This window comes from Nonomuraea sp. CA-218870 (assembly GCF_050936535.1).
Lineage (GTDB): Bacteria > Actinomycetota > Actinomycetes > Streptosporangiales > Streptosporangiaceae > Nonomuraea > Nonomuraea corallina.
On record NZ_JBNJMN010000001.1, the window covers coordinates 5,290,093 to 5,313,941 of the forward strand.

Sequence of the window (23,849 nt, forward strand, 5' to 3'; positions counted from 1 at the left end):
GATAGGGTGACGGGCGTGCATGAACAGGCAAGAGTCGCGCTGGTCACCGGCGCCTCCAGAGGTCTGGGCGCCGCGATCGCGCGCCGGCTGGGCGCGGACGGCTGGACGGTGGCGGTCAACTACCGGTCCGACGCCGCCGGCGCCGCCGAGGTGGCGAGCGAGATCCGGGCGGCGGGCGGGCGCGCCGAGGCGTTCCCCGCGGACGTGACGGACGAGACCGCCGCCGGGCTGGTGGCCGAGGTCGCGCGGACGCTCGGGCCGGTCGAGGCGCTGGTGCTCAACGCCACCGGGCCGCAGCCCGAGCTGGGCGTCGAGGAGCTCACCTGGCAGGCGCAGCTCGACCAGCTCACGTTCTTCGTCAAGAGCCCGACCCTGCTGGTCCAGGCCTGCCTGCCCGCCATGCGGGAGCGGGGCAGGGGCCGGGTGATCCAGATCGGCTCCGACGTCGTGGACCGCTGCCTGCCGCGCACCTCCGCCTACACCGCGGCCAAGGCGGCCCAGCACGCGATGACCCGGTGCTGGGCGCGCGAGCTCGGCCCGTACGGGATCACCGTGAACGTGGTCGCGCCCGGCTGGATCCCGGTCGAGCGGCACGCCGGCCTGGAGGTCGACGACTACGTGGCGGACGTCCCGGTGGGCCGGATCGGCACGCCGAGGGACGTCGCGGCGGCCGTGGCGTTCCTGGCCTCCGAGGAGGCGGCGTACGTGACCGGGCAGCGCTTCACCGTCAACGGCGGCCACACGCCGTCCCCGGCCTGACCGGTTGGGCGGGGACGATCCGGTTTGGGGAGTCGGCGAGTATTCGCTAGAGTTCTCTCGTCACCCGGCGTGCGCCGGGCGGGCGCGGAAGTGGCTCAGGGGTAGAGCATCACCTTGCCAAGGTGAGGGTCGCGGGTTCGAATCCCGTCTTCCGCTCGGGTCTCGTACGCGGACGATTAGCTCAGCGGGAGAGCGCTTCCCTGACACGGAAGAGGTCACTGGTTCAATCCCAGTATCGTCCACCATCCGCTCCAAGAGGTCAGGTCCCGTGATCACGGGCCTGGCCTTCTCGCGTTTCCGGCCCGTGCGAGGTCCGGCCGGTGGGGGTGATCGCTGCCGATAGAGTCCTGGTCATGGATGGCGAGGGCGTGCGGAAGGTGCTGGCCGATTCGGGGGTGGACGCCCGGCGGTTCCGCACGGCGCTCGCGCTGCTGTGCGAAGGCGACTGGTGGACCCTGGCCGGCCTGGTCCGGGAGACCGCCACCTCCAGGCGGGGCATCGAGTCGTTGCTGCGCGAGATGTCGCCCGAGCGCTCCGGCGACCGGTTCCGCCTCACGCCGGAGCAGGCCGCCGCCTGCCGCGAGCTGCTCGATGAGGACGCCGGGCCCGGCCACGCGCCCGCCGATCCCGTCGCCCACCTGCTGCCCCGGCACGCCGGGGTGGTGGAGGTCCTGGAGCGGCTGATCGCCGGGGCGCCGCGTGGCCGCCACGTACTCGATCACGTGGCGGCGACGCCGGAGACCGTCGTGCGGCGGGCGCTGCTGCTGGGGGCGCGGTTCTGGCTGCGGGACGCCGGGGTGCTGTGCGTCGGCGACCACGATCTGACCTCTCTGGCGATCAAGTTGATCCATCCGGAGGCCGACGTGACGGTGGTCGACGTGGACGAGCGGATCCTCGCCTACATCGACGAGCAGGCCGACCGGCTGGGCGTCACGGTGCGCACCCGCTGGGCCGACCTGCGCCTCGGCCTGCCGCCGTCCGTCCGCGAACGGGCCGACCTGGCCGTCACCGATCCTCCGTACACGCCCGAAGGGGTGGGGCTGTTCGTCGCCAGGGCCGTCGAGGGGCTGCGCGACCCGGACCGGGGGCGGGTGCTGCTCGCGTACGGGGCGAGCGAGCGGACGCCGATGCTGGCGCTGAAGGTGCAGGAGTCGCTGCACGAGCTCAACCTCGCCTACGAGGCGATGTATCCAGACTTCAACCGCTATTTCGGCGCGGAGGCCATCGGCTCGGCGGCCGACCTCTACGTGCTGCGCCCGACCACCAAGACCCGGCCCGCCGTCGCCGCCAGGGCCGGCCGCTACGGCACCGCCATCTACACCAAGGGCCCTCAGTCCGTCGAGTCCCGTTCGCCGGCCGCCGGCCCGGCCCTGCCGGAGGGCTTCGAGCCGGGCGTCCTGGTCGGCGACTGGCCGAAGGGCCTGTCCCCCAGGGTTCCCCGGGCCCGGCTGTCCACCTGGCTGGCCAAACCGTACGCCGCCGCGCCCGAGCGGGTGGCCGTCGCGGTGCCGGCGGGCATGGAGGCCGCGCTCCCCCGGCTGCTGCTGGCCACCAGGGCCGGGCACGTGCGGGTGTCACTCGCCGGGCCGCCGGACGACCTGGCCGGGCTGACCGCGCTGCTGTCCCCCGTCTACCGGATCACCGCCGAAGGCCCGGTCCTCGACGCCGTGCGCACCGATCCCGCGCGGGACGCGCCGGGGCGCCTGCTGCGCGCGATCCTCGACCACGCCCACGGCAAGCTCGCCAACACCTGGCGCGAGGGCCTGATCAGGGCGGATGCCGGGCTGACCAAGCGGCAGGCCCGCGAGATCGTCGCCCGGGTCGCGCCGTGGGCCGACGACGTCACCGTGCTGGAGCTGCCCGCCCACCGGCTGCGCGACCTGCCCGCCGCCGTGACCGCCTCGCTCACGGCCGGGGCCGGCGCCCGGGAGTGATCGAGCCTTCGGGAAATGCCGCCTTCGGGAAATGCCGCCTTCGGGAAATACGGTCGAAGGACGGCCGGACGGGCGGGAAGATGGCGGCATGAGCATGATCGGTGACGACGCCGCGTTTCGGGACCTGCACGCGTCGCTGAGCCGGCGCGATCGGCCGGAGGACGTCGCCGAGCTGGTGCTGCGGGTGCTGGCCGGGCGGCTCGGCCGCCGGGAGCGGGTGGTGCTGGAGCGGGCCGCCCGGCATTCGACGCGGCGCGAGGGCTGGTTCTCCTCGATGCCGGCCGACTTCGCGCCGCCGGTCGGAGGCGCCCGCCAGGTGGCGGCGGCCAACCGGCTGTTCGACCAGGATCTCGACGTGGACGGCGACGACCCGGCCGCGCTGCTGGAGTTCGCCGCGCGGACCGGGGAGCCGATCGGGTGGGCACCGGAGCGGGGTGACTTCCTGCGCCACCGGCTCAACCGGCAGGCGCGCGAAGCCGCGGGCCTGGATCTGTCCAAGCGCCAGTACAACCGCAGGTTCCGGGTGCTGCGCAGGGTGGCGGCCAAGGCCGGCGTGCTGGAGATCGAGCGGGACAAGCGCCGGCTGCTGCAGGTCGGGCTGGCCGGGTTCGCGGCCGAGATCCCGTACGAGAGGTTCGCCGGCGACGTGGACGCGGCCTGCTTCGTCGCGTACTACACCGCACGCCGCAAGCGGCGCAGGGAGTTCAGCCTGTCGGGGCGGGAGAACCCGTTCGACGAGATCGCCCAGGTGCTCTTCGCCCGGTGCGGCGAGGGCGCCGACTGGTGGATGATCGCGCAGGCGCGGAGTACGCCCGAGGTACTGGCGCGGCTGCCGGAGGAGGAGCGCGGGCGGCTGCTGGGCCAGTGGTCGGCCGTCATGCGGCACAGTGCGGGGCTGCTGCGCGAGCGGTGGAAGGACGGCGCCGACAGGAAGAACATGATCGTGCGCCGTGGTGACGACTCGACCGCCTGGAACGCCTTCGCCGTCGCCTACAACGCCGCCCGTGCCGGATGGCTCGCCTGCCTGCGGTCGTTGAACGCGCTCGGCCTGCTGGACGCGGCCTGCCCCGGCAAGGTGATGCGGATGATGGCGGCCGACCTGGCCGCCTGGCACCGCTCCGAAGGCGGCGACGTCGACCCCGACACGGCCGTGTGGGCGGCGCTGCCGCTGCCGTGGGAGGTGCTCGACGGGACGGCGCGGTGCACGCGCGCCGACGTGGAGGCCGCGTGCGTGGCGGCCGGTCTTGACGCGGCGGGGTCCGGCTGGACCGCGCCCGCTCCGGCCCGCGGGGTGGCGGTGTTCCGGCCGACGCCCGAGCTGGTGCACGGGGTGAGCGTGGCCGACCCGGTGTGGGCGGCGCTGCTGCGCCGGTCCGGGGTCTTCAGCGGCCGGCCGGTCAAACCGGAACTGGCGGCGGACGCCGCCCACGGGCTGGCCTCGGGCGTGGTGGTCAGCGAGCTGCCGGCCCGGGAACCGCGGGCGGAAAACGGCTAGCGCGATCACCCGGCGTCCGCCAGACTGGGGGCCGCCTCGCCGTAGCTCAGAGGTAGAGCGCCTGGCTCTTCAGACCGGGTGGACGCCGGTTCGAGCCCGGCCGGCGGGACCGTCGACGCTCGCGCGTCGTTCCCGAGCGTCACGGCGGACCTGCGCTGACGGTCAAGGTGATCCTGCACCGGTGCGGGCTGGATCTCTCCACGTCCTGCCACCTGGTGCTACGAGGGCCACCCGCACCGGCGGCCCGGCGGCGACTACCCTGCTTCCTGCCCGGCGCGGCCGGCCGGTTGAGGCTTTCGGGCTGGTTAGGCTTGCAGTAGGAGGGTGTCATGAGGGTCATCCTGTTCGGCGCCACCGGCATGCTCGGCCAGGGGGTGCTGCGCGCCTGCCTGGCCGACGACCGGGTGACGGCGGTGCTGGCCGTCGGCCGCTCCCCGACCGGCCGGGCGCACCCCAAGCTGCGCGAGATCCGGCACGCCGACCTGTTCGACCTGACGCCGGTGGCGGGCGAACTGGCCGGTTACGACGCCTGCTTCTGCTGCGTGGGCGTGTCCTCGGCGGGCATGGCCGAGCGCGAGTACCGGCGCCTCACCTACGATCTCACGCTGTCGGTGGCGCGCACGCTGGCCGGCCTGAGCCCCGGCTCGACGTTCGTGTACGTGTCGGGGATCGGCACCGACGCCCGCAGCCGCACGATGTGGGCCAGGGTGAAGGGCGAGACGGAGAACGCGCTGCTGGCGCTGCCGCTGGAGGTCTACCTGTTCCGCCCCGGCTACGTCCAGCCGATGTACGGGGCCACGTCCAGGACCAGGCTCTACCGGCTGGCGTACGTGGTGGCGGCGCCGTTCTATCCGGTGCTGCGGCGGCTGTTCCCCTCGGCGGTGACCACGACGGAGCAGATCGGGCGGGCTATGATCGCGGTGGCCGAGCGGGGAGCGCCCGGCCGCGTCCTGGACGCGGCGGCCGTCAACGCGCTGTGACCAGGGGAATAACCGGGCGGGCCCGGACGCTGACCTAGCTGTTGAAAGTTCAACAGTACGAGTGGGTGACTAAAATGCAGTTCGGCATCTTCAGTGTCGGCGACGTGACCATGGACCCGACCACCGGGCGCACGCCCACCGAGGGCGAGCGCATCAAGGCGATCATGCGGATCGCGCTCAAGGCCGAAGAGGTGGGGCTGGACGTGTTCGCCACCGGCGAGCACCACAACCCGCCGTTCGTGCCGTCCTCGCCGACGACCATGCTGGGCTACGTCGCCGCCAGGACCGAACGGCTGATCCTGTCGACCGCGACCACGCTGATCACCACGAACGACCCGGTCAAGATCGCTGAAGACTACGCGATGCTGCAGCACCTGGCCGATGGCCGGGTGGACCTGATGATGGGCCGCGGCAACACCGGCCCGGTCTACCCGTGGTTCGGCCAGGACATCCGCCAGGGCATCCCGCTGGCCGTGGAGAACTACGCGCTGCTGCACAGGCTGTGGCGCGAGGACGTGGTCGACTGGGAGGGCCGTTTCCGCACGCCGCTGCAGGGCTTCACCTCCACGCCGCGGCCGCTGGACGGGGTGCCGCCGTTCGTGTGGCACGGCTCCATCCGCAGCCCCGAGATCGCCGAGCAGGCCGCCTACTACGGCGACGGGTTCTTCGCCAACAACATCTTCTGGCCGAAGGAGCACTACATCCGGCTGATCACCCTCTACCGGCAGCGGTACGCCCACTACGGGCACGGCACGCCGGAGCAGGCGATCGTCGGGCTCGGCGGCCAGGTGTTCATGCGCAGGAACTCCCAGGACGCGATCCGCGAGTTCCGCCCGTACTTCGACAACGCCCCGGTGTACGGCCACGGGCCGTCGCTGGAGGACTTCATGGCCGAGACGCCGCTGACGGTGGGCAGCCCGCAGCAGGTCATCGACCGTACGCTCGCGTTCCGCGAGTACTTCGGCGACTACCAGCGCCAGCTGTTCCTCATGGACCACGCCGGGCTGCCGCTGAAGACGGTGCTGGAGCAGCTCGACCTCCTCGGCGAGGAGGTCGTGCCGGTGCTGCGCAGGGAGTTCGCGATCGGCCGCCCGGCCGGCGTCCCCGACGCGCCCACGCACGCCTCCCGCCTCGCCGCCGAACGCGCGAAGGATGCCCTGGAAGCTTCACAGGAGGTCAACCGATGAAGCTCGTCGTCGTCACGGCGGGGCTGACCCAGCCGTCCTCCACCCGCCTGCTCGCCGACCGCCTCGCGCGGGCCGCCGGCGAGCGGCTCGGCGGGGCGCCGGAGCCCGTCGTCGTCGAACTGCGCGACCTGGCGGTGGACATCGCCGGCGCCTTCGTCACCGGCTTCCCGAACACCCGGCTGCGCGGCGCGATCGACGCCGTGACCGGGGCGGACGGGCTGATCGCGGTCACCCCCGTGTTCACCGCCTCCTACAGCGGGCTGTTCAAGTCGTTCTTCGACGTGCTCGACCCGCGGGCGCTGGCGGGCAAACCGGTGCTGATCGCCGCCACCGGCGGGACTCCACGGCACTCGCTGGTGCTGGAGCACGCGATGCGGCCGCTCTTCGCGTACCTGCGCGCCGTGGTGACGCCGACCGCCGTGTACGCGGCCACGGAGGACTGGGGCGGCGGCGGGGACGCCTACGCCGACGGGCTGGCGGACCGGATCGACCGCGCGGCGGCCGAGCTGGCGGACCTCATGCGCCGTACGGGCCCGGCCGCCGCCCGGCCCGCGGCCGTGGAGACCGGCGGGCCGTCCGTCAACGGGCCGGCCGCCGACGGACCGTCCAGCGGGCCGTCCGTCGACGGCGACGCCGGAGCGGACGTCGAAGAGGTGATCCCCTTCGAGGAGTACCTGGCCTCGATCCGGCCCTCGTCCTGACGGAGACCACGTCGTACGGACCGCCGCCTTCCCGCTACTCGCCGTTGCGCAGGTCGGACAGCCGTTTGGGGGTGTACTGGACGTCCTCGAAGCGGACGGTGGCGCCGTCTCCCATCGGGCTCTGGGCGAGGAAGCCCACCTCGGGGTCCCCGTCCAGAGCGAAGTACCGGATGAGGCTCCACGCGCCCGCCCCTTCGGCCACGTGGAAGGCGAAGGCCGAGCCGACGCGCGAGACACGGAGCCGGATGTCGTCGCCGCGCATCGGCACCGAGTTGCAGTCGTCGGAGACGCCGCGGGTCACCACCGAGACGACGGTGGGCGTGCCCTGCGGGGACAGTTCGAGACAGAACTTGGCCCATCGGTCGGCGTCGGCGTGCAGCAGCAGAACGCCCGCGTCGAAGGTGGAGCGCAGGTCGAGCCTGACCCGGGCGCTGAGCGTGAAGTCCCCGTCCAGGCGGCCCACGAGGGCCGGGGCGTTGGCGTACCGGTTCGGCTCGCCGGGGTCGGAGAACAGGTCGGTGCCCGCGGCGGCGGTGATGACGAGTGTGTCGTCGCCCTCGACGCTCCACCCTTCGGGCTCGTTGAGCCAGCGCAGCGGCGCGGGGAACGCGGGCAGGGATACGGCAGCCATCAGATGTCTTCCTCCAGAGTGGTCGCGACCGCGTAGACGGCCGAGATGAGACGGTCGACGGCGCGGGCGTCGCGGAAGGGACAGACCGGTTCGGTCCCGTCGCGGACGCTGCGCGCGAAGTCCGCCATGAGCGGGATGTGCGGATTGGCCGGTGGCGGCAGGTGTTCCTCGACGGTCACGCCGCCGACGGTTCCGCGCACGTACCCCGAGTCGAGGGGGTCGAGCTTCAGCGTCCCGCCGTCGAAGGCGATCAGCAACTGGTCGCGCGGCGGCCCCGGCCGCCACGCCGCGCTCACCTCGCCGCGGGCCCCCGACGGCCAGGCCAGCCGTGCCCGCGCGACCCGTTCGGCGCCGAGAGGGAAGGGCAGGCCGGTCTCCGCTCCGGTCACGACCGGCTCTCCCAGCAGCAGGCAGAGCAGGTCGAGCCGGTGGCTGCCCACGTCGGCGAGCACCCCGCCGCCGGACAGGGCCGGGTCGGTGCGCCACCGCTTGGGGTCGGCGGGGCCGGGGTCGAAGCGGCCCCGGTACTCCACGACCGCCCGGTGGACCGCGCGCCCGTCCAGCAGCTCGTGCGCGCGGCGCACCGCCGGCGCGAGCCTGCGGTAGTAGGCCACCCCCACGTGCCCGCCGGCCAGCTCGGCGGGATGCGGCGGGCCGCCGAGCGGCTTCTCCACGAGCACCGGCAGGCCGGCGCGGACCGCCGCCGCGGCGAGGGGCAGATGGGTCGCCACCGGCGTGGCGACGTAGACCACGTCGGCCGCGCCGAGCAGTTCGCCGTAGTCGCCGGTGCCGAAGCCGGTCGCGAACGCGTCGCAGGTCGCGCGGGCGCGGGCGGCGTCCCGCCCCCAGACGCAGACGACCTTCTCCCCGAGGGCGAGCAGGGCGGGCAGGGCCCGCTTACGCACGATGTCGCCGTAGCCCGCGATCCCCCACTTCAGCCCTGAGCCGGGCATATCGCGATCTTGAGTGTCTTCGCCGGTGGGGTGCGGTAGGGCGTGTCGTGCCCGGCGGGATGCAGGGTGGGACTCTCGGAGAGGCGGTCGAGGGCGTCCTGGAGGTTCTCCAGCGGGTACGTCGCGGTGAGGATCGCGTCCAGGCGCAGCCGCGCGGTGAACGCGGCGGCCAGCCGCACGGCGACCGCCATGGCCTCGGCCCTGGCCGTGTCGGTCGGCTCGGCGGAGCTGTGCACGCGCAGGCCCTTCCGCTCCCACTGGACCAGGTCGAAGGTGACGTGGGTGTCGACGTGGTGGGTGCCGAGGAGGACGACGAGGCCGTTCTGGCGGACCAGGTCGACGCAGGCGCGGGCGGTGTGCGGGGTGCCGACCGCCTCGACGGCGACGTCGAAGTCCGCGCCCAGCTCGCCGGGCACGGTGTGCGGGGACTCCGACAGGACCGTCCGGTCTGCGCCCAGGAGCGCCGACCGTTCCAGCCGCCAGGGATCGAGGTCCGTCACGACGATCTCGGCGGCTCCGCGCAGCCGCGCCACCTGGAGCGCCATCAGTCCGACCGGGCCCTGGCCCACGATCGCCACCCTGTCGCCCAGCCGCACTCCCCGGGTCGCGTGCACGGCCAGCGGCAGCAGCTGCAGGATCGAGCCCTGCTCGAAGGGCACGTCGTCGGGGAGCGCGCCGACGCTGATCTCCCTGGCCGCCGCGAACTCGGCGAACCCGGAGGTGAGCGGGGTGCGCACGAACACCCGCCGCCCGGGGGCGACGCTGGTCACGCGCTCGCCGACGGCCTCGACGGTCCCGGCGATCTCGTGGCCGAAGCAGCCGGTCGCGCAGTGGTCGCGCAGTCCGTAGTAGTGGTAGTACGCCAGGTCACTGCGGTTGCAGACCGTGCAGGCGCCCACCCGGACCAGCACGTCGTCCGGGCCGATGGCCGGCACGGGTGCGTCGTGGTCGAGCCGGATGCTGCGGCGGCCGGCGAGCGAGATGCGGCGCACGCCCCCTCCTTTGCGGGTCGAAGTACGGATGGTCAGAGGCCGGAGGGCGGAGGGAGGCGTAGGGGGTCGCTCCAGTAGAGGTCGCCCGACGGGGTGGCGCCGGTGAGCCGGCCCGCCGCACCGGTCAGCGTGGTCAGGCCGGGGGTCGTGCCGAGCGGGGTCCACGCGTCGTCGTCCGGCAGTCTGCCGTGCAGCCCGCCGCCGGAGTCCAGACCCATCAGCCGCCCGCCCAGGTGGGCGAGCGCCACGAGCCCGGACCCGCCGGTCACCGGCGTCCACGGGCCGGGGAGCGCGGCGGCCAGCGGCCGGCGCCACAGCTCGCCGCCGGGGCCGAGCGCGAACATGGTCCGGTCGACGGGCGCGATCCCGATCGCGCCCGGCGGCGCGGGGTAGATCTCGGTCCACGGGGCCGCCTCGGGGACCGGGTCGCGGACGAGCACGCCGCCTCCGGAGTCCAGGCCGTACAGGACGGCGGGCGCGCCGGACGTGGCCTCGCGCGGCGCGGCCAGCGCCACCAGCCCCGGCGCCGGCTCGATCCGCCGCCACGGCAGGTTCTGCGTGCGCCACCGCCGCACGCCCAGCTCGCCGCCGGGCAGCACGCCGAAGAGCAGGCCGGAGCAGGCGGCCAGCCCGGTCACGGCGGCACCGCCGCCCATCGGCTCCCACCAGCCGGGGGGACCGCCGAGCCGACGCAGCACGTTGCGGGTGACGCGGTCGACGACCGGGTCGTCCACGGCGTCGCCCCAGCCGACCGTGGCCGCGTTGAACACGGTGCCGGCGCCGCGCCGCATGATGCCCATCGTGGCGTGGCCGCCCTGCCCGACGCTCCGCCAGTGGCGCAGGTCGGCGGTGGCCAGGATGGTGAACTCGGCGGGCGTCCCGTCGGCACCGGTCGCCAGCGGCACCCCGTCGACCTCGGTGTACTCGGCGGCGTCGGTCTCGTAGCCGAGGGCGCCCTTGCCGAAGGCGTCGCCGTCGCGCAGCCCGGTGCCCTCGAACACCCAGTGGCCGGCGAACCGCGCCGTGTACGCCTCGGACGCGACCGCGCCCATGTCCTCCCAGCAGCCGGCGCCGCGCCGGAAGCTCACGCCGGTCAGCGTGTTCTCCGGGCGGGACACCGGCGCGCTGGACCACTCGACGGTGACCAGGCCGGGGTCCTCGGCGGCCATCGGGTCGAGCAGGGCGTCCCGGTGGCAGACCAGGGTCCGGCCGCCGTCCTCCAGCCGGGCCTGCCACCAGCAGGTGTTGCCGCCGAAGAAGGCGATGTTGCCGCCGGCAGCCACGAACGACTCGGCCGCGTCGCGCATCTCCTTGGTCCAGTACTCGTCGTGGCCCGCGACCACCAGCAGCCGGCGCCCGCGCAGCAGCGGGCCCGGGTCCTGGTGCAGGTCGAGGTTGGAACAGTAGTCGACGGGCACGCCGGTACGGCTCAGCCAGCGGTAGAAGCCATCCTCCCAGTGGCCGGCCGGCCCGCCGCCGGGCCGGTCGAAGGTGACCCGGCCCGCCCTGTCCGCGCCCTCCGTCGGGTAGAGCCCCTCCCCCGGCACACCCGCCCGGTTGTAGGCCTGCCAGGTGAGGAAGGGAACGGACACCAGGATCGCGTCGCGGGCCGCGCCGCCGGGCCGTACGACGAAGTAGACGTCGTCCTCGGGGCCCGCGGAGCCGAAGGACGCGGCGTAGAGCGAGCTGGGCCAGCCGGGCGGGATGTCCAGGGTCCACCACGGCCCGGCGCAGTCGAGCCGCGCCCTGGTCTCGCCGGTCACCGTGTCGCGGATCGTGCAGCGGGCCGCGTCGCCGGTCAGGCGGAAGCGGAGCCGCCCGCCTCGCGGCACCGAGGTGGCGGTCGCGTACACGCTCATCCCCTGGGGCCGCGCAGGTCGCCGTATCCGCCGCCGGCGGTCCAGCTCAACGGCTCGATGTGGGCGTTGAACGGCTTGCCGTCGAGCGTCATCTCCGGGCGCGGGTGGGCCAGGTGGAGCAGCGGGTCGTCGAACCTGGTCAGCCGCCCGGCACGGGCGAGCCTGGCCACGACGTCGTCGTCCTCGCCGCCCCAGCCCTGGTAGCGCTCGTCGAAGCCGCCGATCGCGTGGAAGACCGGGGCCCTGACCCACAGGCAGGCGCCGGGCGGCTCGCGCAGCACCAGCGAGCGGACGGCGTCGAGGGACACGTCGGCGTCGCCGTGTCCGAGCCGGCGGCGGATCGCGTCGGAGGAGGACTCGGGGTCGAGGCAGTACATGCGGCGGTAGGGCAGGAAGGCCGACAGCGAGGGCTCCGCCGTCATCCGGTCGACGTTGCGCGCCAGGAAGCGGCGGTCGGCCAGGATGTCGGTGTCCAGCACGCAGATCAGCTCGGGGTCGCCGGGGGTGTTGCGCACACCGGCGTTGACCGCCCACGACTTGTTGAAGTGGCCGTCGTGCCGGGCGAACAGGTAGTGGTCGGCGAGCGGCTCGACGGTGTCGCGCCAGCGGGGCTCGGAGTCGGACTCGACGACGGTGACGCGCACCCGCGCGCCGTGCTCGTCCTGGTCGCGCAGGGCGGCCAGGCAGGCGAGCAGGTTGCGGGCGCGGGCGCCGCCGACGCGGTCGCGGAAGGGGATCACGATCGTGAGGGAGACGCGGGGCCGGGCCCAGCCGGCGACCTCGTCCAGGCTCACTCCGGCGGCGGACCGGTCGGCCCGGACTCCGTGGTGGTAGTCCACCAGCACGTGCTCGTCGGCGGCGGCGATCGCCTTCTCCAGGCGGGGGCGGTCGGCGGGAGACCTGCGCAGCAGGGCGGTGAGCGCCTCGGCCAGCGCCGACTCCAGCGCGCGGTCGCCGGGCTCGGCGGCGAAGCGGGCCAGGTCGGCCGCCGCGGGGTCGCCGGCCACGAGCTCGGCCACCGCGTCGGCCACCTCGCGGTAGTGCGGGCCGCTGATCTGCCACCAGTCGGCGGCCACGGCGGGGACCGAGGGGTCATGGGCCAGAAAGACATAGGCGGCCAGTCTGCGACCGAGGGACCGGACCTGCGTTTCCGACATTCCGGCTGACGCCATCGGGGTTTCTGCCACTGCCGATTCCTCTCACCTGCGATAACACGAGCCGGACGTCACGCTACCCCGGTGAAAATTTCATCACAAGAGGTCTTGACCGAATTTGCTGTTTCCCTTAGCGTCACCTGGGAGCGCTCCCAACAGGGCGTTCACGAACGGGAGCGAAAACCTCCCCCGGTAAGGCGGAGACCGGCCAGCACCGGAATCCTGCCACGCATCCGAACCATAAGTTCGAGGCCACGTGTTCCAGGGTGGAGACGAGATGTCCGACGAAGGTTACCGATCCGCGCGCCCCCACAACCGCGACGATCTGGTGGAGGTCTCGCTCGACCAGGCGCATGCCCCCGACAAGGTGCTGGCCCACGAGGACCTGGTGCGGAAATTCGTCAACGGCGAGACTTTCCGGCCCATCCATATGCGCATCGGCATCATGGGCGCCTGCAACATGCGTTGCAATTTCTGCAACTTCCATTCGCCGAACGAGGAGAACTTCTACGACCTGTTCTCCTTCAAGGACGCCATTCCCACCGACAAAAGCGTCAAGCTCATGCGGGAATTCGCCGAGTCCGGTGGCCGGGCGGTCACCTTCTGCGGCAGCGGTGAATGCACTATTCACCGCGGCTATCCGGAAATCTGCGCGGCGGGCCACGAGGCAGGGCTGCGCATCGGGCTGATCACCAACGGATCCCGCCTGCACCGGCGGGAGATCGCCGACTGTGTGATCAACACCCACACCTGGGTGCGGGTGGGGCTCAACGCCGGCACCGAGGCGACCTTCAACGAGATCACCCATGACAAGGAGCGGACGTTCCGCACTTTCCTGACGGCCGTGGGCCATCTGCGCGAAAAGGCGGTCGATCCCGAGTTCCGCATCGGGTTCAACTTCGTGATCACGCAACAGAACTACCGGGAGATCGTCCAGGCGGCCCGGGCGGTGGCCGACTCGGGCGCGCACTATGTGCGGTTCGAGCCGGAGTTCTACAGCGCCCTGGGTCACGAGACGATCGACGAGGTCATGGCCGAGGTCTCCGCCTCACTGGCCGAGGCCGCCGCGCTGTCGTCGGAGGAGTTCGAGGTCTCGGTGCCCAAGCTGGACCGGGGACCGATGGACCAGGTGGACGACGTCGAGGGCGACTTCGAGCACTGCCACTACAGCCGCTTCGTCACGGCTGTCGGCGCGGACGGCCATCTCTACCCGTGCCCCCAGGTGCACCTGAACAGCCGCTACCGCATCGGCAACGTGCTGGAGGACGGCTACCTGCCCGTGCTGGAAGGCGGCCCGAGGGCCGAGTGGGAGTCCAGCAACCCGCGCCGCACCGACCTGTGCAAGTCCTGCTTCTACCGGCCGCAGAACGAGCTGCTCGAATGGCTGCGCCGGGGCCGGGTCAAGATCGACGATGCGCTGGCCGGCTACCGCGTCGAGGTGCCCCGGACGCTTCACGCCGACTTCGTCTGACGGGGACCTCGGTGACGCCGATCGAACGGTTCGGCCATCTCGGCCGTTCTCCCGTACAGGCCGTGGACCAGGGGGACCAGCCCGCGGATCAGGCCGCCGCGGACGCGCGGGTGCGCAGGGCGGTCGCCCGGCTGGCCGCCGTCCGCGAGCGCACCCTGCGGGTCAGGACGGCACGCGCCGGTGACCCGCGCGCGGGTCACCGGGTGGACCACTACGTCTTCGAGCACGACGGCGGTGAGCTGCGCGCGGTCATGCTGACCCCGGCGGGGCCGCCGCCGTGGCCGGCCGTGCTGGTGTGCCCGGGGCGCAACGCGACGCTGGAGCGGGTGACCGGGCTGGCCCCGCCCGACCATCCGGGCCGCGACGTGGCCGCCCACCTGACGGCCGCCGGGTTCCGCACGCTCACCCTCGACCACGGGCTCGACCGGTGGGCCGACCCGGCCGCGCTGGGCGGGCGCGACAGCGGTGACGTGCTGGACGCCACGCTGCGGCTGCACGGCGGCAGCCTGCTCGCCGCACTGGCCGAGGACGCGCTGGCCGCGCTCGGCTGGCTGGACGCCGATCCCGATGTGGACGGCGTCGGACTGTTCGGCCACAGCATGGGCGCGGCCGTCGCCCTGCACGCCGCGCTCCTGCGGGACGAGCCGGTCCCGCTCTGCGCGGCCAGCCACCTGGGCACCTACCAGACGATGATCGGCGAGCTGCTGGCCTGGAACCAGTACGTCGCGCTGCCGTCCATCCTGCGCCACGCCGACCTCCCCGACCTCTACGCGGCGCTGTCCCCGGCGCCTCTGCAGATCCAGTACGGCACGTCCGACGCGCGGCTCGACCCCGCCGACGCGGCCGCGGCCGGCGAGCGGATCACGCGGCACTACGAGCCGGGGCGGGCCGAGGTGCTGCGCCTGCCGATGGGGCACGGCACCGACCTGGCCGAAGCGGCCGGCTTCTTCACCCGGACCCTGGCCAAGCCCGCCGCCGCCGAGGTCGCCGTGCCCGCCGCCCGGGTCTTCTTCGACGTGCGCGCGCGGCTGGACGTGCTGGACCTGGTGGACGACGCCCTGGCGACGGGGTCGCTGACGCTCGGCCCGACCGGCGCGCGGCTGGAGGAGCTGGCGAGCCGGGAGATCGGCCGCGGCACCGCGGCCGTCAGCTCCGGCTCCTCGGCCCTGGAGATCGCCCTGCGGATCGTCGGCGTCGCGGGGCGCACCGTGCTCGTCCCGGCCAACACCTTCTTCGCGACCGCGGCGAGCGCCGTCCGCGCCGGGGCCGCGGTGGACTTCGTCGACCTGGAGCCGGACGGCCTGGGCATGGACCCCGAGGGCCTGCGGGCCGCGCTGGCCGCCCACGAGGACGTGGCCGCGGTCGTGCCGGTGCACCTGGCCGGAGCCCTGCCGGACTCGCTCGCCGACGTGCTGGCGCTCTGCGCCGAGCGGGGCGTCGCCGTCGTCGAGGACGCCGCGCACGCGCTCGGCTCGTCGCTCGGCGGGCGGCGGGCGGGCACGTTCGGCCGGCTGGCGGCCTTCTCCCTCTACCCGACCAAGGTGATCACCAGCGGTGAGGGCGGGCTGCTGTCCGCCCTCGGCCAGGACGACCTGGACCGGGCCAGACGCCTGCGCGACCACGGCAAGCGGTCCTTCGAGGAGAACCTGCACGGCGACCTCGGCAGCAACTGGCGGATGAGCGAGCTGCACGCGGCGGTGGGGCTCACCCACCTGGCCCGGCTGGACGAGGTGCTGGCCGAACGCCGGGCGCTGGCGGCCCGCTACGACGAGGGCCTGGCGGGCGTGCCCGCGCTGACCCGCCCCGCCCTGTCGCCGCGCTGCTCGACGAACCACTACAAGTACCTCGCCCTGCTGCCCGAAGGGACCGGCCGGGAGGCGCTCAAGCGGCGGCTGCGCGCCGCCGGGGTGCGCCTGGCGGGTGAGGTGTACGACGTGCCGCTGCATCGCCAGCCCTACTTCGCCGGGCGCTTCCGCGACCGCTCCTTCCCCAGGGCCGAGGCGTTCGCCGCCCGCCACATCTGCCTGCCGATCTTCCCCGGCATGACCGCCGCGCAGCAGGATCGGGTCGTCCAGGCCCTGCGGGACGCGCTCTCGTGACCCGCGAGGGGGCCCTTCCCCTGCTGCGCGGGGGCCGGTGGTACCGGTCGATGGACACCGTGCCCGTCCCCGGCGGCCGGCTGCTCTGCCTGGCCCCGGAGATCATCGTCCGCGACGACGCCGCCCGCCTGCGCGCCCGCCGCCCCGCCGTTCCGGACCGGGCGCGGCGGCTGGAGCTGCTCCGCGAGGCCGTGGAGCTGTTCCGGCACGGCCGCGTCCCTGTGGAGGGACTCGGCGAGCAGGACCCCGGCGACTTCGCCGCGTCCATGCGCGAGACCGCCGGGCTGCCGCCCGCCCTGGTGCGGCGCTGGTCGGGCATGCTCGCCGACCGGCTGGAGGAACTGGCGCCCGGCGAGCAGGCGGGACTCACCGTGGTCTCGCTGCCCGCCAACACCTTCACCTGCCTGGAGGCGGTGCTGGAGGCCGCGCTGTCCGGCGCGGCCGTCTGGGTCCGCCCGAGCAGGCGCGAGCCGCTGTCGTCGGCCCGCCTGATCGGCGCCCTGCTGAGCGCCGGCTGGCCGGCCGGGGCGCTCGGCTACTACCCGACCGCGCCGCGTACGCTGCACGCCCTCATCCAGGGCTCGGACCGGCAGATCGTGTACGGCGGGGACGACCTGGCGGCGGAGCTGGAGAGCAGGGCGGCGGGCCCGCCCTCGCTCGACCTGCGCGGCCCGGGTCGGGCCTGTGTGATCGTGGACGGGCGGCCGGACGCCGAGGAGCTGGCCGCGCGGATCGCGGGGGACGCCGGCCGGTTCTGCACCAACACCTGCGTTCTGGCCTGCCTGGACGGGACCGAGCCGCTCGGCCGCCGGCTGGCCGGGATACTCGACGGCATCACGCTCGACCCGCCGGATCCCCGCTGGCCGCAGGCGTCCTGGCCGGAACCCGACGCCGCCCGCGTCGCCGCGTTCGTCATGGACCGGCTCGCCCCCGGCGGGCGGCTGCTCACCGGGCGGCCGGTGCTGTCGCGGGCCGGCGGCTCCGTCTACCTGGCGCCCACCCTGGTCGAGGCCGACCATCCCGGCCACCCGCTCGTCGGCCACGAGCTGCCCTTTCCCTTCGCCGTCATGGTCGCGACGGACCGGGCCGGCGCGCGCGGTCTCGCGGCCCGCTCCCGCTTCGTCCACCCGGCGGGCTTCGCCACCTCCACGGAAGGAGTGCCGTCCTGAACACGGACCACCCCGGGGAGCCGGACGGCTCCCTGCTCGACGCCATGCGGGAACACGTCCCCCCGCTGCGCGAATCGCTCGACGAGTGGACGACGCGGATGATGAGGTGGCACTTCAGCGACAGGACCGGCTCGGAGTTCTGGCTGGCGCGCAGACGCGACCTGCCCTTCGACCCGATCCGCGACGTCACCGGCTACGCCTCGCTCCGGCTGTTCGGCCTGTTCGACAAGACCGCCCTGCGCGGGGTGCGGGCCCGCGACCTGGTGCCCCGCGGCTTCGCCGGACGGCCGTTCCGCGTGGTGGAGACCGGCGGCTCGTCCGGCCGCCCGTACCGGGTCGTCGACGTCACCCGCGCGATCCACGACGTGCGCATGTACCGCGTCATGCTGGAGGCGCGCGGCCTGCTCGGCGGCGACATCCTCGCCATGACGCCCAGCGGCCCGCACGCCTACGGCCATTTCGTCAAGCTGCTCGGCGACAGCTGGGGCGCGGCCGTCTTCTCGATCGACTTCGACCCGCGCTGGGTCAAGCGGCTGGTCCGCGGGCCCGGAGACGCCGACGCCTACGTCGGCCACCTGGTCGCGCAGACCGCCGACATCCTGGAGGACGAGCGGCCCGCGCTGCTCTTCACGACCTCCCGGCTGCTCATGTCGCTCGCGCCCGCGCTCCGCAAGCCGCTGAGCGCGTACGGGGTGCGCGCGGTGTGCACGGGCGGCACCTCCTGCTCGGCCGAGGAGGCCCGCTACCTGCGCGAGGAGTACCTCCAGGACGTCCAGTGGATCGACACCTACGGCAACACCCTGTCCGGGCACGCGCTCCAGGGCGACGCCGTGACGCCCGGCGAGCCGCACAGCCACCACCTGCCGCCGCCGCTGGCGGTCATGCACGTGGTCCGGCCCGACGACGTGTGGCAGGACGTCGCCGTCGGCGAACGGGGCCGGATCCGGATCGTGACCCTGCTCGAGGACCTCTTCCTGCCCAACCTGCTGGAGCGCGACACGGCGGTCGCCGCTCCCCCGCATCCCTGGTTCCCGTGGCCCGGCGTGTCGCAGGTCGGGCCGTACGAGGCCGAGGACGGGCCGCGGATCACCGAGGGGGTCTACTGATGTCGCGCCAGGTCGTCTCCTCCAACGGCGTGCCCCTGCCGTTCACCGGGGAGCTGTTCGCGCCGCTGCCCGACAGCACGGCGCTGGCCGGTGACGTCGCCGCCCTGCGCCGGCGCTTCCACGAGGACGGGGTGGTGCTGCTGCGCGGGTTCCTGGACCGTCGGGCGGTGCTGGACCTGCGCGCGGCGTACCTGTCGGCGTTCCCGGACGGGCTGCTCGCGCCGGGCTCCACGCCCGAGGAGGGGATCTTCTCCGGCCGCGCGCCCGCCGGGCTGCCGGCGCACGGGGTGAGCGGCCATCCGGCGCACGCCTTCGTCCGGGACCCGCGCTTCACCGCCTTCGCCGATCAGCCGTCGCTGGCGGGTCTGGCGGCGGCGCTGCTCGGCGGCCCGGTCGAGCGGCTCCCACGCGGCATCCTGCGGCACTTCCACGCGGGCACGAAGGCGGCCTCGCGGGCGCACACCGACCACGCGTACATGACCAGGGGCAGCGACCGGGTGCTCACCATGTGGATCCCGGTCGGCGACTGCCCGCTGGAGACGGGCGGCCTGGTCTATCTCGAAGGCTCGCACCGGGAGTCGGCGGAGCGGTTCGAGCGGGCCCGGCTCGCCCGCGACCGGCCCCACGACCTGCGGCCGATCAGCCACGACCTGGGGGCCACGGCGCTGGCGGTGGGCCGCAGGTGGCTGTGGCACGACTACGAGGCGGGCGACGTCGCGGTGCACAGCCCGCACCTGGTGCACGCCTCGCTCGACACCGTGACCGACGCCATGCGGGTCTCCATGGACCTGCGCTTCATCCTCCGGGGTGAGCGGGCGGACCACCGATGGACGAAGGAGTGGGCCGGGGATGACGGCGCCTGAGGACACCAGCCGGCCGGAGCTGGCGCCCGAGCCGCGCGCCGCGGGGCTGACCAGGCTGGCCGCGATGTCCGCGTTCCTGATCGTCGGGCTCGCCTACGCCAGCTTCCTGATCCGGGTGCCGACGCTCAAGGTCGAGCACGGGCTCTCGGAGGGACAGCTCGGCCTGCTGCTCTTCGTCCCCTCGGTCTGCGCGCTGATCTCCATGCAGCTGACCGGCGCGCTGGTGGCCAGGTTCGGCAGCGCGCCGATCGCCAGGGTGACCGGCGTGGCGCTGCCGCTGTCGCTGCTCGGCATCGCGCTGGCCGCCGACCCGATCCAGCTCGCCGTCGCGCTGGCGGTCTTCGGCCTGATCGACGGACTGCTCGACGTGTCGATGAACGCGCACGCGATCGCGGTGGAGCGCACGCTCAAGCGGGCGGTGATGAACCGCTGCCACGCCGCGTGGAGCATCGGCGCACTGGCCGCGTCCCTGCTCGGCGGCCTGGTCCTGCAAGGCGGGGTCTCGCTGACGGCGCACTTCGTCTGGATGGGCCTCGGGGTGGCCGTTCTCGCGCTCGTCACCGGCCTGTGGATGCTGCCCCCGGGCGCCGACCGGCAGCCGGACCAGGAAAAGAAGATCAAGGTACGGTGGGGCGCCGGTTGGACGCCCCGGGTGCTCCTGCTGGGCGCGATGGGGGCCAGCGTACTCATCCTGGAGGGCGCGGTCGGCAACTGGAGCGGTGTCCTGCTGCTGGACGAGCGGGGGGCGACCCTGGCCGTCGCCTCGCTGGGCTACACCCTGTTCAACATCTGCCAGGTGGGCGGCCGGCTGGTCGGCGACCGGCTGCACGAGCGGTACGGCGCGCCGCTGCTGGTCCGGGTGAGCGGCGGGATCGCGCTCGCGGGCCTGGCCCTGGTCGTGGCGGGCCCGAACGCGGCCGTGACGATCGCCGGGTTCGGCGTGGTCGGCGCGGGGCTGTCGGTGCTGCTGCCGCTGATCTTCAGCGCGGTCGGGCACGGCAGCTCGGTGGGCGCGGCGACGGCGCTGGCCAGGTTCACCACCATGACGTACTCGGGGCTCCTGATGGGCCCGGTCCTGATCGGCTGGCTGGCCGAGGCCGTGGGTCTGGTCGTCATCTTCGCGGGCCTGCTCCTCCTGCTGGCCGTGGTGATCGTCAACGCCGGGGCCACCCGCGCGGCCGACCAGAGGGACGCCTGACCGCGAGCCCGCCCCCGTCCTCCCGGGGGCGGGCTCGCGGTACGGGGGTCAGCGGAGGAACGCGGCGGCCACCCCGGCGTCGACGGGGACGTGCAGGCCGGTGGTGTGCGACAGGTCGCCTCCGGTGAGCGCGAACACGGCCGCGGCCACGTGCTCCGGCAGCACCTCCTTCTTCAGCAGCGTCCGCTGGGCGTAGAACTCGCCCAGCCTCTCCTCCTCCACCCCGTACACGGCCGCCCGGTTGGCGCCCCAGCCGGAGGCGAAGATGCCCGAGCCGCGGACCACGCCGTCGGGGTTGACGCCGTTCACCCGGATGCCGTGGCCGCCCAGTTCGGCGGCGAGGAGCCGTACCTGGTGGGCCTGGTCGGCCTTGGCGGCCCCGTAGGCGACGTTGTCCGGCCCGGCGAAGACGCTGTTCTTGGAGGCGATGTAGACGATGTCACCGCCCATCCCCTGGCCGATCATGACGCGGGCGGTCTCGCGGGAGACCAGGAACGAGCCGCGCGCCATCACGTCGTGCTGCAGGTCCCAGTCGTCGAGAGTGGTCTCCAGCAGCGACCGCGACAGCGACAGCCCGGCGTTGTTGACCACGAGGTCGACGCCGCCGAAGGCGAGCACGGCCTGCCGGACCGCCTCCCGGACCTGGTCCTCGCGGGTGACGTTCACGCCGGCCGCGACGGCGACGTCGCGCGGGCGGTGGGCGGCGGCGCCCAGTTCGGCGGCGACCTTCTCGGCGGCGGCCAGGTCGCGGTCGGCGACGACCACGCAGGCGCCCTCGGCGGCCAGCCGCCGGGCGGTGGCGGCGCCGATGCCGGAGCCGCCACCGGTCACCAGGGCGACCCGCCCGGCCAGCGGCCTGGGCTTCGGCATCCGCCGGAGCTTGGCCTCCTCCAGCTCCCAGTACTCGATGCGGAACTTCTCCGCCTCGTCGATGGGCCGGTAGCGGGACAGCGCCTCGGCGCCGCGCATCACGTTGATCGCGTTGACGTAGAACTCGCCGGCCACCCGGGCGGTCTGCTTGTCCTTGCCGAAACTGAACATGCCGACGCCCGGCACGAGCACGACCGCCGGGTCGGCGCCGCGCATCGGCGGCGAGTCCGGGCCGGCGTGCCGCCGGTAGTAGGCGGCGTAGTCCTCGCGGTAGCGGGCGTGCAGCTCGCGCAGCCGGGCCACCGCGTCCGCCGGCGGCGCGTCCGGCGGCAGGTCGAGCACGAGCGGGGCGACCTTGGTGCGCAGGAAGTGGTCGGGGCAGGAGGTGCCGAGCGCGGCCAGCCGGGGATGCTCGGCCCGCGACAGGAAGTCGAGCACCTCGGGGGTGGCGGTGTAGTGGCCGACCTGCCGGGCGTCCGTGCTCGCCAGGCCGCGCACCACGGGGAACAGCTCGGCGGCGCGGCGCAGCCGGTCCTCCTCCGGCAGCGGCTCGTGGACCACCGGCCCGAACGGGTCGGGGCGGCCGTGCTCGGCGATGTACGCCTCGGCGGTGCGGATGATGTCGAGCGAGTTGCGCTCGCACTCCTCGCTGGTGTCGCCCCAGGCGGTGATGCCGTGGCCGCCGAGGACGCAGCCGACGGCCCGCGGACGGTCCTTCCTGATGGCGGCGATGTCCAGGCCGAGCTGGAAACCGGGCCGCCGCCACGGCACCCACACCACGCGGTCGCCGAAGATCCGCTCGGTCAGTTCGGGGCCGTCGGCGGCGGTGGCGACGGCGATGCCGGAGTCGGGGTGCAGGTGGTCCACGTGGGCGGCGTCGACCAGGGCGTGCATGGCGGTGTCGATGGACGGCGCGGCGCCGCCCCTGCCGTGCAGGCAGTGGTCGAAGGCGGCGACCATCTCGTCCTCGCGCTCGACGCCCGGGTAGACGTCCACCAGCGCCCGCACCCGGTCCAGGCGGAGCACGGCCAGCCCGCCGGCCTGGAGCGTGCCCAGGTCGCCGCCGGAGCCCTTGACCCACATCAGCTCGACGTCGCCGCCGGTGACGGGGTCGTGGCCGGCGCCCTTGACGGAGGCGTTGCCGCCGGCGTAGTTGGTGTTGCGCGGGTCGGCGCCCAGGGTGTGGGAGCGGGTGAGCAGCTGGTCGACGGGGCTCTTCTCGGCGGGGCTCTTGCCGGTGGGGCTCTTGTCGGCGGGGTTCTTGTCGGGGCTCATCAGGCGCCCCACCCGGCCTGGGCGCCGCCGACCCGGTCGGCGGCGATTCTCTCGAAATATCCGGACTTGGCGTAGGCGGCCATCGGGTCGGGCGCCAGCCCCATCTCCTCCCGCAGCTCCGCCAGCAGCGGCCGCACGTCGGTGTTGTAGGCGTCCATGAGCACGGCGTTCGCGCCCAGCACGTCACCGGCCCGCTGCGCCGCGGCCAGCGCGTCCCGGTCGACGAGCAGCGCCTTGGCGGTGGCCTCCTGCACGTTCATCACCGAGCGGATCTGCCCGGCTATCTTCGGCTCGATGTTGTGGCACTGGTCCAGCATGAAGGCGGTCCGCTCGGTGAAGCCGCCGCCCCTGATGACCTCGTACATGATCCTGAAGAGCTGGAACGGGTCGGCGGCGCCCACCATGAGGTCGTCGTCGGCGTAGAAGCGGGAGTTGAAGTCGAAGCCGCCGAGCTTCCCCTCGCGCAGCAGGAACGCCACGATGAACTCGATGTTCGTGCCCGGCGCGTGGTGGCCGGTGTCGACCACGACCTGCGCCTTCGGGCCGAGCCTGACGCAGTGGGCGTACGCGGCGCCCCAGTCGGGCAGGTCGGTCATGTAGAAGGCGGGCTCGAACAGCTTGTACTCCAGCAGGAAGCGCTGGTCCTCGCCGAGCCGGTCGTACACCGCCGCCAGAGCCTCGGCCAGCCGGTCCTGGCGGTCGCGGACGTCGTCCTGCCCCGGATAGTTGGTGCCGTCGGAGAACCACAGCTTGAGGGTGCCGGACCCGGTGGCGTCCATGACGTCCACGCACTCCAGCAGGTGCGCCAGCGCCTTGGCCCGCACCCGCGGGTCCGGGTGGGTGACGCTGCCCAGCTTGTAGTCGTCGTCCTGGAACACGTTGGAGTTGATCGCGCCGATCCCCACCCCCAGGCCGGCGGCGTGCCGCGCCAGGGCGGCGTAGTCGTCGACCCTGTCCCACGGGATGTGCAGCGCCACCGTCGGCGCGATGCCGGTGAACGCGTGCACCTGCGCGGCGTCGGCGATCTTCTCGTACGGGTCGCGCGGCACCCCCGGCTGGGCGAACACCTTGAACCGGGTGCCGGAGTTCCCGTACGCCCACGACGGCGTCTCGATCCGCTGCCCGCGGAGCTGTTCCTTGATCATGACAAGAG

Annotated in this window: 19 protein-coding genes and 3 tRNA genes; 15 read left to right on the forward strand and 7 right to left on the reverse strand. The window is 73.8% G+C overall.

Annotation, left to right across the window (positions count from 1 at the left end):
• Positions 1-15: 15 nt before the first annotated feature.
• The 9 genes from ACQEUU_RS25425 (at position 16) to ACQEUU_RS25465 (ending at position 7,056) form a co-directional block, all read left to right on the forward strand.
• A complete protein-coding gene (locus tag ACQEUU_RS25425) occupies positions 16-759 on the forward strand; it encodes an SDR family oxidoreductase (RefSeq protein WP_433070290.1) in 744 nt (247 codons plus the stop codon).
• 84 nt (positions 760-843) lie between these two features.
• Positions 844-915 (forward strand) — tRNA-Gly (locus ACQEUU_RS25430).
• A gap of 14 nt (positions 916-929) precedes the next feature.
• Positions 930-1,004, forward strand: a tRNA-Val gene (locus ACQEUU_RS25435).
• Between the two features lie 108 nt (positions 1,005-1,112).
• Entirely contained in the window at positions 1,113-2,693 is a 1,581-nt protein-coding gene (locus tag ACQEUU_RS25440) for a bis-aminopropyl spermidine synthase family protein (RefSeq protein WP_433070293.1), read from the forward strand.
• 88 nt (positions 2,694-2,781) lie between these two features.
• A complete protein-coding gene (locus ACQEUU_RS25445; protein ID WP_433070296.1) occupies positions 2,782-4,188 on the forward strand; it encodes a hypothetical protein in 1,407 nt (468 codons plus the stop codon).
• 35 nt (positions 4,189-4,223) lie between these two features.
• Positions 4,224-4,297 (forward strand) — tRNA-OTHER (locus ACQEUU_RS25450).
• 220 nt (positions 4,298-4,517) lie between these two features.
• The gene (locus ACQEUU_RS25455; protein WP_433070299.1) at positions 4,518-5,168 is read left to right on the forward strand and encodes an epimerase; all 651 of its coding nucleotides are present in this window, start codon (positions 4,518-4,520) and stop codon (positions 5,166-5,168) included.
• Positions 5,169-5,242: 74 nt separating this feature from the next.
• Positions 5,243-6,355 carry an LLM class flavin-dependent oxidoreductase gene (locus ACQEUU_RS25460; protein ID WP_433070302.1) on the forward strand — a complete coding sequence of 371 codons (1,113 nt, stop codon included), beginning with the start codon at positions 5,243-5,245 and terminating at the stop codon, positions 6,353-6,355.
• A complete protein-coding gene (locus tag ACQEUU_RS25465) occupies positions 6,352-7,056 on the forward strand; it encodes an FMN reductase (protein ID WP_433070304.1) in 705 nt (234 codons plus the stop codon). The genes ACQEUU_RS25460 and ACQEUU_RS25465 overlap by 4 nt, the downstream gene beginning before the upstream one ends.
• 34 nt (positions 7,057-7,090) lie before the next feature.
• On the opposite strand, the gene ACQEUU_RS25470 is transcribed toward ACQEUU_RS25465, so the two are convergent.
• Genes ACQEUU_RS25470 through ACQEUU_RS25490 form a run of 5 tightly spaced genes read right to left on the reverse strand, consistent with a single transcriptional unit; the run spans position 7,091 to position 12,567 of the window.
• Positions 7,091-7,687 carry a DUF1349 domain-containing protein gene (locus ACQEUU_RS25470; protein ID WP_433070307.1) on the reverse strand — a complete coding sequence of 199 codons (597 nt, stop codon included), beginning with the start codon at positions 7,685-7,687 and terminating at the stop codon, positions 7,091-7,093.
• Positions 7,687-8,640, reverse strand: a complete 954-nt coding sequence (locus tag ACQEUU_RS25475) for a Gfo/Idh/MocA family protein (protein WP_433070310.1) — start codon at positions 8,638-8,640, stop codon at positions 7,687-7,689. The genes ACQEUU_RS25470 and ACQEUU_RS25475 overlap by 1 nt, the downstream gene beginning before the upstream one ends.
• A complete protein-coding gene (locus ACQEUU_RS25480) occupies positions 8,622-9,632 on the reverse strand; it encodes a zinc-dependent alcohol dehydrogenase (protein WP_433070313.1) in 1,011 nt (336 codons plus the stop codon). The genes ACQEUU_RS25475 and ACQEUU_RS25480 overlap by 19 nt, the downstream gene beginning before the upstream one ends.
• A gap of 32 nt (positions 9,633-9,664) precedes the next feature.
• Positions 9,665-11,491, reverse strand: coding sequence for a N,N-dimethylformamidase beta subunit family domain-containing protein (locus tag ACQEUU_RS25485; protein WP_433070316.1), 1,827 nt, complete (start codon positions 11,489-11,491; stop codon positions 9,665-9,667).
• Complete coding sequence (locus ACQEUU_RS25490) at positions 11,488-12,567, reverse strand: glycosyltransferase (protein ID WP_433070319.1); 1,080 nt, start codon at positions 12,565-12,567, stop codon at positions 11,488-11,490. The genes ACQEUU_RS25485 and ACQEUU_RS25490 overlap by 4 nt, the downstream gene beginning before the upstream one ends.
• Before the next feature lie 355 nt (positions 12,568-12,922).
• Here ACQEUU_RS25490 and ACQEUU_RS25495 point away from each other — a divergent pair, with 355 nt between their 5' ends.
• The 6 genes from ACQEUU_RS25495 to ACQEUU_RS25520 are packed head-to-tail and all read left to right on the forward strand — an operon-like array spanning position 12,923 to position 20,551.
• Positions 12,923-14,116: a radical SAM protein gene (locus tag ACQEUU_RS25495; RefSeq protein WP_433070322.1), complete on the forward strand. Its 1,194-nt coding sequence runs from the start codon at positions 12,923-12,925 to the stop codon at positions 14,114-14,116.
• Positions 14,117-14,127: 11 nt separating this feature from the next.
• Entirely contained in the window at positions 14,128-16,215 is a 2,088-nt protein-coding gene (locus tag ACQEUU_RS25500) for a DegT/DnrJ/EryC1/StrS family aminotransferase (RefSeq protein ID WP_433070325.1), read from the forward strand.
• Positions 16,212-17,384 carry an aldehyde dehydrogenase family protein gene (locus tag ACQEUU_RS25505; protein ID WP_433070327.1) on the forward strand — a complete coding sequence of 391 codons (1,173 nt, stop codon included), beginning with the start codon at positions 16,212-16,214 and terminating at the stop codon, positions 17,382-17,384. Before ACQEUU_RS25500 ends, ACQEUU_RS25505 begins: the two co-directional genes overlap by 4 nt.
• Positions 17,385-17,428: 44 nt before the next feature.
• Positions 17,429-18,490 (forward strand): hypothetical protein, encoded by a 1,062-nt coding sequence (locus ACQEUU_RS25510; protein ID WP_433070330.1) that lies wholly within the window; start codon positions 17,429-17,431, stop codon positions 18,488-18,490.
• Entirely contained in the window at positions 18,490-19,353 is an 864-nt protein-coding gene (locus ACQEUU_RS25515) for a phytanoyl-CoA dioxygenase family protein (protein ID WP_433070332.1), read from the forward strand. Before ACQEUU_RS25510 ends, ACQEUU_RS25515 begins: the two co-directional genes overlap by 1 nt.
• Complete coding sequence (locus ACQEUU_RS25520) at positions 19,340-20,551, forward strand: MFS transporter (protein WP_433070335.1); 1,212 nt, start codon at positions 19,340-19,342, stop codon at positions 20,549-20,551. Before ACQEUU_RS25515 ends, ACQEUU_RS25520 begins: the two co-directional genes overlap by 14 nt.
• 48 nt (positions 20,552-20,599) lie before the next feature.
• Here ACQEUU_RS25520 and ACQEUU_RS25525 read toward each other — a convergent pair whose 3' ends face one another.
• A complete protein-coding gene (locus ACQEUU_RS25525; RefSeq protein WP_433070338.1) occupies positions 20,600-22,696 on the reverse strand; it encodes a bifunctional aldolase/short-chain dehydrogenase in 2,097 nt (698 codons plus the stop codon).
• The gene (gene rhaI / locus ACQEUU_RS25530; protein WP_433070340.1) at positions 22,696-23,841 is read right to left on the reverse strand and encodes an L-rhamnose isomerase; all 1,146 of its coding nucleotides are present in this window, start codon (positions 23,839-23,841) and stop codon (positions 22,696-22,698) included. Before rhaI ends, ACQEUU_RS25525 begins: the two co-directional genes overlap by 1 nt.
• Between the last annotated feature and the right edge of the window lie 8 nt (positions 23,842-23,849).